Source organism: Spiroplasma sp. ChiS (genome assembly GCF_002968355.1).
Lineage (GTDB): Bacteria > Bacillota_I > Bacilli_A > Mycoplasmatales > Mycoplasmataceae > Spiroplasma > Spiroplasma citri.
Window position 1 is genome coordinate 1 of the sequence record NZ_PUUH01000249.1, and the last position, 9791, is coordinate 9791.

Annotated in this window: 10 protein-coding genes; 1 reads left to right on the forward strand and 9 read right to left on the reverse strand. The window is 28.2% G+C overall.

Annotation, left to right across the window (positions count from 1 at the left end):
• Positions 1–66 precede the first annotated feature (66 nt).
• Positions 67–525: a hypothetical protein gene (locus C6B38_RS06265; RefSeq protein ID WP_233485603.1), complete on the reverse strand. Its 459-nt coding sequence runs from the start codon at positions 523–525 to the stop codon at positions 67–69.
• Between the two features lie 59 nt (positions 526–584).
• Here C6B38_RS06265 and C6B38_RS06270 point away from each other — a divergent pair, with 59 nt between their 5' ends.
• Positions 585–1043 (forward strand): hypothetical protein, encoded by a 459-nt coding sequence (locus tag C6B38_RS06270; RefSeq protein ID WP_233485604.1) that lies wholly within the window; start codon positions 585–587, stop codon positions 1041–1043.
• A gap of 85 nt (positions 1044–1128) precedes the next feature.
• On the opposite strand, the gene C6B38_RS06275 is transcribed toward C6B38_RS06270, so the two are convergent.
• From C6B38_RS06275 to C6B38_RS06310, 8 genes are all read right to left on the reverse strand, one after another.
• A complete protein-coding gene (locus C6B38_RS06275) occupies positions 1129–2088 on the reverse strand; it encodes a CPBP family intramembrane glutamic endopeptidase (protein WP_105299016.1) in 960 nt (319 codons plus the stop codon).
• Positions 2089–2217: 129 nt separating this feature from the next.
• Positions 2218–3795 (reverse strand): 2,3-bisphosphoglycerate-independent phosphoglycerate mutase, encoded by a 1578-nt coding sequence (gene gpmI, locus C6B38_RS06280; protein WP_105299017.1) that lies wholly within the window; start codon positions 3793–3795, stop codon positions 2218–2220.
• 44 nt (positions 3796–3839) lie between these two features.
• Positions 3840–4499, reverse strand: a complete 660-nt coding sequence (locus C6B38_RS06285) for an HAD hydrolase family protein (RefSeq protein ID WP_233485605.1) — start codon at positions 4497–4499, stop codon at positions 3840–3842.
• Positions 4500–4754: 255 nt separating this feature from the next.
• Positions 4755–5717, reverse strand: coding sequence for a hypothetical protein (locus C6B38_RS06290; protein WP_105299018.1), 963 nt, complete (start codon positions 5715–5717; stop codon positions 4755–4757).
• 87 nt (positions 5718–5804) lie between these two features.
• Positions 5805–6812, reverse strand: coding sequence for an NAD(P)H-dependent glycerol-3-phosphate dehydrogenase (locus tag C6B38_RS06295; protein ID WP_233485606.1), 1008 nt, complete (start codon positions 6810–6812; stop codon positions 5805–5807).
• A 14-nt stretch (positions 6813–6826) separates the two neighbouring features.
• Positions 6827–8143: a ribosome biogenesis GTPase Der gene (der, locus tag C6B38_RS06300; protein ID WP_105299020.1), complete on the reverse strand. Its 1317-nt coding sequence runs from the start codon at positions 8141–8143 to the stop codon at positions 6827–6829.
• Complete coding sequence (gene cmk / locus C6B38_RS06305; RefSeq protein WP_105299021.1) at positions 8144–8812, reverse strand: (d)CMP kinase; 669 nt, start codon at positions 8810–8812, stop codon at positions 8144–8146.
• Between the two features lie 9 nt (positions 8813–8821).
• On the reverse strand, positions 8822–9529 hold the full coding sequence (locus tag C6B38_RS06310) for a hypothetical protein (RefSeq protein ID WP_105299022.1): 708 nt from the start codon (positions 9527–9529) through the stop codon (positions 8822–8824).
• Between the last annotated feature and the right edge of the window lie 262 nt (positions 9530–9791).

Genomic DNA, 9791 nt, shown 5'->3' on the forward strand with positions numbered 1-9791 from the left:
TATATAATCTAATTCCAGTACCAATTCCCATTCATGTCCCACCATATATCCATGAATGTCATACTTTTACTCAATAGTATGTAAAAACTTGATATAATTATTATTATTATTATATCAAGTTAAGGCAAACAGTTGCGTTGCTGAAAGGTATGCCCTAATATAACGAATTTCAAGTGACTGAACAAAAAAACGACTTTCATTTCTAACAAATCTAGGAACATCAAGATTTGGATTAAGAACTTTTGCATTAATAATTTTATTACTTACTTTATTATCATTATAACAAGCATTATATTTGTTTAATTTATCACCATAATATTCGTCATTTCCTCAACTAATTTTTGTATAAAAATCTGCATTTGTCCCTAAAAACATAATTTTTTTATAAGTAATAGGATTAATAAAACCAATATTAAATGTATGTCACAATCTTCACCCATCGCTTTTTAAACCTCAATCATTAAAAACAACATCACCTTTATTATCATTATAATTATCACTATTTTTAAAATATAAATCTAACAAGAATTATGATGATGAATTTAATTTTATAATTCCCAATTTTGTAATTCCAACAACGATACTTGCAAAAAAATAATTTAAATATAGAAATTGAACAATTAGAAAAACAATTAAATGAAATTGCAAAAGAAAAATACAAATTATTATTACAAACAATTGATAATACTGTTTTTCCAATTAAAGAAATAAATATTAATAATAATTTAATAATCAAAGAAATTATTATTAATGATGAAAAAATAACACTTGAATTAATACGCAATAAATTAAATAAATTTTTACAAGAATACGAAAATAACTTGCTAATTTTTATTAATTCAACCTTACAGTATGGATTTATTAGTTTTACTAAAAAACATCAAAGTAAATTTAATCTTAATAACTTTTTGCAAACTAATAAAAATGCCTTTGCAATGGCTGGCGGCGGGACAGCTTTATTTATTAGCTTTACCTTTCAAAATGATATTAAACCATTTTTGGACCTTTTAATAGTAACAATAAAAAAAGCAGAAATGGATTAGATGATATTATGTATCATCTTTTTTGTATTAAAATTATTGATATATTTAATAAAAATAAAAAGTACCAAGTGCTTTTTAAAATTAATTATGATAAAAATTTTGGTGCAACAAGCATTAAAATAGCAACAATCAAATTATAACCAGCATGGGAAATTATTGTATATGTAACATTTCCATTAACAATTAGAAATAACATTCCTAGTGTTAATGATGCTCCAATATATCCAATAATGTGTTCTCAATCTCCTGTTCCAGCAACATGCATTCCAGCAAAGAAAATTATTGATGAAACAAATCCAAGTCATTTGTTACCACTTAAACTAAAAATCCCATGTCTAGTTGCTAATTCTTCAACAATTGGAGCAATACAAATTGTATAAATAAATAAGAAAACAATATTTCACCATTTATCTAATCATACAATTAAATTATTTTGATTGTTTGAAATTGTTGTTGTTATTAATGATTGTAAATAAACAAAAAATAAATGAATTGAAAAAATAGCAATAATACCAATTGTACAGACAACAAGAATGCGTTTATAATTCTGTTTTAAAGTTAATTTAATTTTTTTAAAAATTGATGGTGACGATCTATAAAGAATAAAAATTGTTACCAATCCTGCAATTATTGATGCTAATAAATTAATTGTTGTTTTAACGCTAACATCTGGATCAAACTGGTTTGCAATAGTCCCAATTACTAAACCAATAATATTTGGAATAAAATAAAAATAATAAAAGGCAATAGCACTTGACCGCATAATTTCATTTTGGGCCCCACTAATAACAAAATATGAACCAGCTGCAACAATAATTCAACTAATAAAGTTCATTCCTGCTAAAGCATATTCATTGTGTGCAAACATATATGAAATCAAAATATTAATAAAAAAGGGGCCAAAAATAGCTGTGATTAAAAAAATATAACCCGTGTTTCTAAGTTTAACTAAATTAAAATCAAAGGGAGCAGCCCGATCAACTAATGTTGGCTTTAACTCATATCATGCTCTTTTAGAATTATATCCATTATCATTATTAGTCATTTTTTATTACTCCTTTAAATCTTACTTTTTATTATATAATAAATTAGTTAAAAATCCATTGAAAATTTAAAATTATTTGTTAAAAAATTTTGAATATATCCACTAAAAAAAGACATTTTTCAATGCCTTTTACTTAATAATTAATGATGGTTGTGTCATTTCAGGAGGAATCTCTTCACCTAATAAATCTAAAATTGTCGGAGCAATATCAGCAATTGCCGGATTATCTTGTCGAAATTGTAACCCTTCTTTGGTAATAATAATTGGAACCAATTGTGAAGTATGTTTTTTATTAGGACCACCCGTTTCATCTATCATAATTTCAACATTTCCGTGGTCAGCAGTAATAATCATAATTCCGTTAACTTTTTGAATTGCTGTATAAATTTTGCCAAGACAATTATCAATAGTTTTAACTGCTTCTATTGCCGCTGGCAAGATTCCAGTATGACCAACCATATCACAATTTGCAAAATTTAAAATAATAACATCAAATTCATTTTGATTAAGTTCAGTAATTAACTTATCAGTAATTTCATATGCTGACATTTCTGGCTTTAAATCATAAGTTGCTACTTTTGGCGATGGAATTAAATCTGCCGAAGCCCCTGTTAATGTAATTTCGGCTTGTGTTGCTAAACCATTTTTAAAATAATCTTTTCCACCATCAAAGAAAAATGTAACATGAGCAATTTTTTCTGTTTCAGCAATTCGTAATTGTCGATAGCCTTTTTTACTTAATCATTCTCCTAAACCATTAACAACTTTAATTGGTTTAAAAGCAACATGTTTTGAAGCAACTGTTTCTGCATATTCCATCATTGAAACAAAATAAATATCATGTAATTTCGGCATAAAATAAGTTTGTGCTTCATTACCCGGAAAATTAGGATTTGTTAAAGCTGAAGCTATTGCAATAGCACGGTCCGGGCGAAAATTAGCAAAAAAGACACCATCACCTGATTTAATATAACCTTTTGGGGTATTAATATTATATGCTGGCATTAAAAATTCATCATTGCGACCAGTTTGATATTCACGGTTAATATACTCTATTGGGTCACTAAATTCTGAACCCTTTCTTGAAACTAAAACATCATAAGCAATTTGCACTCGGTCATATTTTTTATCACGATCCATTGCGTAATAACGACCACCAATTGTTGCAATTTCCCCAACTTTTAATTGGTTTTGTAATTGTTGAAATTGTTCAAGGTAAATTTTAATACATTCTGGTTTCGTATCACGTCCATCGCCAAAAATATGCAAGTAAATCTCTTTTATTCCTTCTTGTGCTGCTAATTTATAAGCAGCAAAAATATGGTTTAAATGCGAATGAACACCACCAACTGAAAATAACCCCATAATATGAAATGCACCATTACTTTTTTTTGCAAAATTAATTGCCGCTAAAAGTTCTGGATTTTGATTAAATGTTCCATCTTTAATTGCTTTATTAATTAAAGTTAATGATTCATATTTAATGCGACCTGCTCCTAAATGAATATGTCCAACTTCAGAATTTCCCATTTGTCCTTCTGGTAAACCAACTCATTCTCCTGCCGCATGTGCTGAGACTCATGGATATTTTGTTTTTAATTTTTCAACATTCACCATATGTCCTTGTGTTACAGCATTTCCTTTTGAATCAGGAGCAATTCCTCATCCATCAAGAATTGCCAATAAAATTGGTTGTTTAACTTTCATTTTACTATTTCTCCTCTTTTTCTCTTTCCTTAACAATTATATAATTATTTTTTATTATTGAGAATATATTTTTCAATCATTTTTGCAACACCACCTGTTTCAACGGTAGTAGTTACTTCTTTTGCAACTGCTTTAATTTGTTCTTGGCTATTCTCCATTGCAATTCCTAACCCTACATTCTTAATCATTCAATAATCATTCATACTATCGCCAATTGCCATTATTTCTGATAAAGCAATATCCCATTGGGTTGAAATTCATTTTAAACCAGCTAGTTTACTAATACCTGGCGCATTTATTTTTGCTGTTCCTAAGGCATCAATTGCAATTTCAATATTTTGTCCACGCGCTGCAATAATAAAATCATCGTTTTCATGTACATTCATTACAATACACTTATAACTCTCATTTTGAATTACTAATGTAGAATCATATTGAATGAATTCTCCATGAAAAAATGCTAATTCAAAATTATTTTTAGCAACAGGATTAAAGTTAACAATAACTTTAGTTAAATCATCAACATAACATCATAATTTTTTATGGTATTTTTTTGCTAATTGAAATAAAAAATTAACTTGAGAAGCAGATAAGGCTTGTTGATAAACAATTGTATTAGTTTTAATATCATAAATGCATGCACCATTAAAACCAATAAAATATTGCTGAAAATAATCCATTTTTACTTTAATAACTTCTGACAACGAAGTTAATACTGGCCGTGTCCCGTTGCAAAAACAACACGAACACCCATTTCTTGTGCTTTAATAATTGGCATAATATTTGTCTCGTAAATCCCCTGATGAAAAGAACAAGCAGTTCCATCCATACTAATGCAATTAATTTAATCTTAGTCATAATTTCCTACTTTCTATTAAAATCTCATAATTATATTGTAAAAGAAAAAACCATATTTTTAAATATGTTTTAAAAGTTAAATCTTAAAAAAGAATTATCCCCTAAGCAACTACATTTTCAGTTGCTACTTCATCTTTCAATAATCAATCTCTCAGTTGAGGGTAAAAACCATAAATAGCACCAACACAACCACCTAAAATAGCTAAAACAATTAATATAGTAATAAAAACAGTTAATCAGGGGCGTGCTTTCTTTACACAATTTTTACATTGACATTGAATTTTTTCAATATTTGATTGATATTTTTTGCTATTGGTTCCTTTTTGCTGCTTATCATCAAATAAATCAGATGACCCTGATACCCCAATATTCATATTTTTACCAAGACCAACTTTAATGTTTGGATCAATTGGTGCATTTAAGAAATCTGATGGTTTAATTAAAGTACTATTTTGCCTATTGGCAATTCATTCAGCAATTGTTTGCGGTTGAGTTCCTTGCCCCGATAATTGTTGTGGATTTTCCTGCATCGTATTTATTGGTTGACTATTTTGTTGTCCTCAATTATTAGCATTAGGATAATATTGTTGATTCACATTTTGCTGTTGATATTGTTGTGATGGTTGAGCCCCTTGATTAGTACTAAGCGGATTATAATTTTGATTATTACCATTCTGTTGTTGATATTGTGAACCAAGATTTGATTGTTGATTAAATTGCTGTGGTCCAATATTTTGAGGTGGACGTTGCATTAAATTTTGCTGTTGATATTGTTGTGATGGTTGAGCCCCTTGATTAGTACTAAGCGGATTATAATTTTGATTATTACCATTCTGTTGTTGATACTGTTGAAAGTTGATATTTCTTGCTGGGGAATATTGTTGTTGCGAAATATTTTGTCCTGTTTGTCCAGATATTACTGGATTATAATTTTGATTAGGTCCATTTTGTTGATACTGTTGTTGTGAAACACTAAAATTATTTCCCTGATTAAGAGAAACTTGTTGTTGATTACTTTCTGGTCTGTTGCCCGAATCATTGTTAAAAGAATGTTTAAAATTCATTTTGTGCCCTTCCATTTCATCAATAATTACATACTTTTTATTTTTATATACTTTGTATAGTAATTATAACATAAAATAGTGGCATTTTTAGGACAATATTGCTTTTGTAAAAACATTATTAATAATTACACTTGGCCGTTTATTATGATATAAAATATCATATAAAGCTTCAAATAGAGGTAGAGTAATATTATTTGCTCGCGCATCTAACACAATTGTTTTACAAGTTAAAACGCCTTCTACTGTTTTTACCTGCTCTGATAAAACTTTTTGAGCATTATCAACTTGAGCAATTTCAAAACCAAGAGAATAATTTCGTGATTTGCTTGAGGTAGTTGTTAAAATTAAATCAGCTAATCCCGCAAAGTTAAAAAAAGTTTCAATTTGAGCTCCTTTTGTTTTGGCAAAAAGTTGAATCTCATTTAATCCCATTGTAATTAATGATGCTTTAGCGTTATCTGATTCATAAAGACCATTAAATATTCCTGAGACAATTGCTAATGCATTTTTCAAAGCAACAGCATATTCAGTACCAATAACATCCGTATTAGCAAAAGTAACAAAATATTCATTGTTAAATAATTCACGAACTTCTTGTGCAATTGCAAAATCCTGTGAAACCGCCATAATACATGTTGGTTTTCGTTGTAAAACTTCTTTTGCAATACTTGGACCATAAATACCAGCATATGCTTTTAAAATTTTTGGATTCACTAATTTTATAATTGATTTTGATAAAACTTCATGCGTGTCAGGGTCTAATCCTTTAGCAACATTAATGATAACAACTGGTTTAGTTACTGTTTTATTAATCTTTTCAATAATTAATTTAATAGCAACAACAGGGATTCCTAAAATAATATATTCAGCATCTTCAACTGCTTCAGCAAAATTTGTTGTAGCTTTAATTTCTTTATTAATTTTTAAATTACCAAAAAAATGACGATTTAAATGTGCATTATTAATATCATCAACTTCTTTATTATCAATTCCATACATAATAACGTTATGATCATTATCTGTCAAAACATTTGCTAAAACTGTCCCATATGCTCCTGTTCCAATAATAGTAATATTTTTTTGTGTTTTTTTCATCATAATTTCCCTCGTTACTTTCTTTCTCTAAATAATATTTTAATTGGTACTCCCTCAAATCCAAAATATTCTCGAAGTTGATTCTCAAGAAATCTTTTATAAGAAAAATGAAGATATTTTGGATTATTACAAAACATAATAAAAGTCGGAATAATACCTTCGGGTTGGGTAGCATAATAAATTTTTAAACGACCACCATTAAAATCTGGCGGTGGATTTAACAATTGTGCTTTTACTAAAATTTCATTTAAAATACTAGTTTTTATTCGTTGGGTTAAACCAGCATAAACTTCATCAATTGTTTGAAATAAAATATGTAATCGTTTTTTTTCTAAAGCAGAAACAAAAACCATTTTTGCATAATTTAGATATTTAAAATATCCACGAATACTTTGCTCAATTTTTTTCATTGACCGTTCATCTTTTTCCATCACTGCATCTCACTTATTAACTACTAAAATAATTGGTTTATTTTGTTCAAATGTAATTCCAGCAATATTTGTATCTTGGTCAGTAATAGGAACTGTTCCATCAATAATCAATAAAACAAGATCACTTCGTTCAATTGCACTAACAGCACGAAGAACACTATATTTTTCTAATTTCTCATAAACTTTCCCTTTTCGTCGAATCCCAGCTGTATCAATCACAGTATAAAGTTGATTATTACGTTTAAACGATGTATCAATTGAATCTGTTGTTGTCCCTGCAATTGGTGATACAATAACTCGTTCTTCACCTAAAATTGCATTTGTTAACGAAGATTTTCCAACATTTGGTTTTCCAATTAAAGAAAAATGAATTCCTTCTGTTTTTGGCTGAATTGGAATTTGATCTAAATAAGAAATTACTTGATCTAATAAATCACCAATGCCAATCCCATGCGTAGCAGATACAGCAATTGGCTCACCAAATCCTAATGTCATATATTCAAATAATTCACTTTCTTTTTCTTGTTTATCATATTTATTAATAACTAAAAGAACCGGTTTTTTAGCACGATATAATATTTTTGCAACCATTTCATCATCTGGAGTAATTCCTTCTTTGTACGATAAAACAAAAATAATAATATCGGCTTCTGCAATTGCAATTTCTGCTTGCATTTTAATCTCTTGCGCAAACATTGCCGTATTATTTAATGTAATTCCACCCGTATCAATTATTAAAAATTCCCTTGTTAATCATTCTGAAAAAGCATAAATTCGATCACGTGTTACGCCAGGAGTATCTTCAACAATTGCAAGACGATTTTTAATAATACGATTAAATAATGTTGATTTCCCAACATTTGGCCGCCCTACAATTGCAACAGTTCCTTTTTGTGCCATTTATTTTCCTGCTTTCTTATAATTACATATTACTTGATAAATCTTAGTTACTGTTTGTTCAAATGTTAACTTACTACTATCCACAACAACCGCATCAGGAGCAATTTTTAATGGTCCTACCGCTCGTGTTGTATCAACATAATCTCGTTCTTTTAATTTGACTTTAATTTCTGCTAAATTATTTGGAACAATATTTTTTTCTTGATTTTGATTTCATCGACGGTTAGCTCGTTCTGTAATACTAGCTGTTAAGTAAATTTTCACTTCCGCATCAGGGAGAACAACAGTAGTAATGTCTCGTCCAACAACAACATTACCTTTTTTAACCACTAATTTTCGTTGTAAACAAACCATTGCTGCTCGAATAAAATCAAGTCCAGTAATTTTGTTAATATTATCAAGAACAAGATTAGTTTGCAACTTATCAGTAATATCTTCATTATTAACATAAACATGGTTATTAATTACTTGATATTTAAAGTTTGCTAATTGTGCTTGCAACTGATGATGATTTGTAAAATCAACTCCAACTTTTACACAAAAATAAGTAAAAGCACGATAAGTTAGACCAGTATCAATAAACTGATAATTTATTTTTTTGGCCAATTCATAACCAGCAGAAGATTTTCCACTACCAGCCGGGCCATCAATCGCAATATTTATTTTCATCATCTACTCCTATTTTCTATAACAAAAGATTAAAACTAAACAAATAGCCAATAAAACAACAAGCAAAACCATAGTACTAAATAACATTTTATAACCTGGTTTTATCTTTCGATAAACAACTAACACATTATTATGCTTTTCTTCTAAAAGAGCACTTGATTCTTTTAGCATTTCTGCTGTTGACCGTTGGTCATTTTTATGCATATGTGCAATTGTACTAAATTCAATATTAGCTGAATTAATTTTAAAATTACTATTTTCTGCTTGAATTTTATCACTTACACGATGATAAATAATTTTTTCTGCTAAAATACTTTCTAAAATTGCTTGATATTTTTGATATGTTGGTTTGTTTAACAATGTTTCAGCAATTAAAATATTATGCATAACATCACCGGCATCTTGGTCATTTTTTTGATTAGTTTGAATTGTTGCTTTAGTTGTATTAACAACTTGTTCTAGCAACTGTTGTAAATCATATTTAAAATCAGATGGATATGGTTGTTCATCTGGGTTTTTATCCAAATACACTTTTTCTCAACTAAATTCTTGTTCAAAATTTGATTTAACACCACCAAAAAAATTATCATCAATAGCGTTTAATTTCGCCATATAACTATTAATGACCTGACTTGTTTGATTAATTTCTTGATCAATCTCAATCTCTTTCTTAATCATTTCACGTAGCTGGGCAAATTTCTCCATTCTAGTTTCCATGTTAAACCTCCAACTTTTTTAAACTACGTATTATGTAAATCTAAGCTCCAATTAATCTCTTGTTATTTTGATAATAACATCATTTTTAACAAATGCAACTCTTTTTTTAAAAAAATAAAATATTTTATAAATATAGCTTAATTTAACCATATTTAAGCACACTAAAAAAGCATTTATTAAATTTTAATTAATAAATTTACTTAATATTCTGTAAAAACATTTCTTTTGCACTTATTCAATTTAAACACGGTCGGAGTTTATC